The organism is Prevotella sp. OH937_COT-195, from assembly GCF_003932845.1.
In the GTDB taxonomy this organism is placed as follows: domain Bacteria; phylum Bacteroidota; class Bacteroidia; order Bacteroidales; family Bacteroidaceae; genus Prevotella.
On sequence record NZ_RQZH01000121.1, the window covers coordinates 1 to 590 of the forward strand.

Annotated in this window: 1 pseudogene; it reads left to right on the forward strand. The window is 48.3% G+C overall.

What is annotated here, in order from left to right:
- Positions 1-590: pseudogene (locus tag EII32_RS12300) on the forward strand (phage head morphogenesis protein); the annotation flags it as partial.

The following is a 590-nucleotide window of genomic DNA, read 5'->3' on the forward strand; positions in this document are numbered from 1 at the left end:
GTACAAGTCCTAAAAGACAAATATCCCGTTACGCCGCACGACGAGGCAATGGCACTCGGAGAAGAGGCAACGGGCAAAGACACCAAAGGTATATTCCGGTTCAACGCCGGCAAGGAGCAAAAAACCGTGCCCGACTACAACCCATATACCATCCGAAGATGCCGAGACTGCGACCTGGCACAAGGCAAACAGAAACTTGTGTTTATCCCGGATAACGAACTCTGCGCAGCATGCCGCATCGTCAGAGCGTTGGCAAATGCAGATGCGAAACAGACGAGAAAATACGCCAAACCACTACAAGGAACGGCTATCAATACACCACAGTTCCCGCACCCTATCAACATCTCAAGGGCATCTATAACCGAGTGGACGAACCAACCCAACAAGTATCTGCAGGAAAAAAACAAAATGCTGCTAAGAATCAACGAAGTGCTACAAAATGCAGAATATCTTGGAACAGCGACACCGCCACCGGGAAAGAGTAGGGAAAGAGTCATACAGCATCATATATTCTCCACAAAGGTAAAAGGCGAAGAGCAGTATATCATCGTATGGGAATGGGACTGGGGAGAATACACACTGCACTCTAT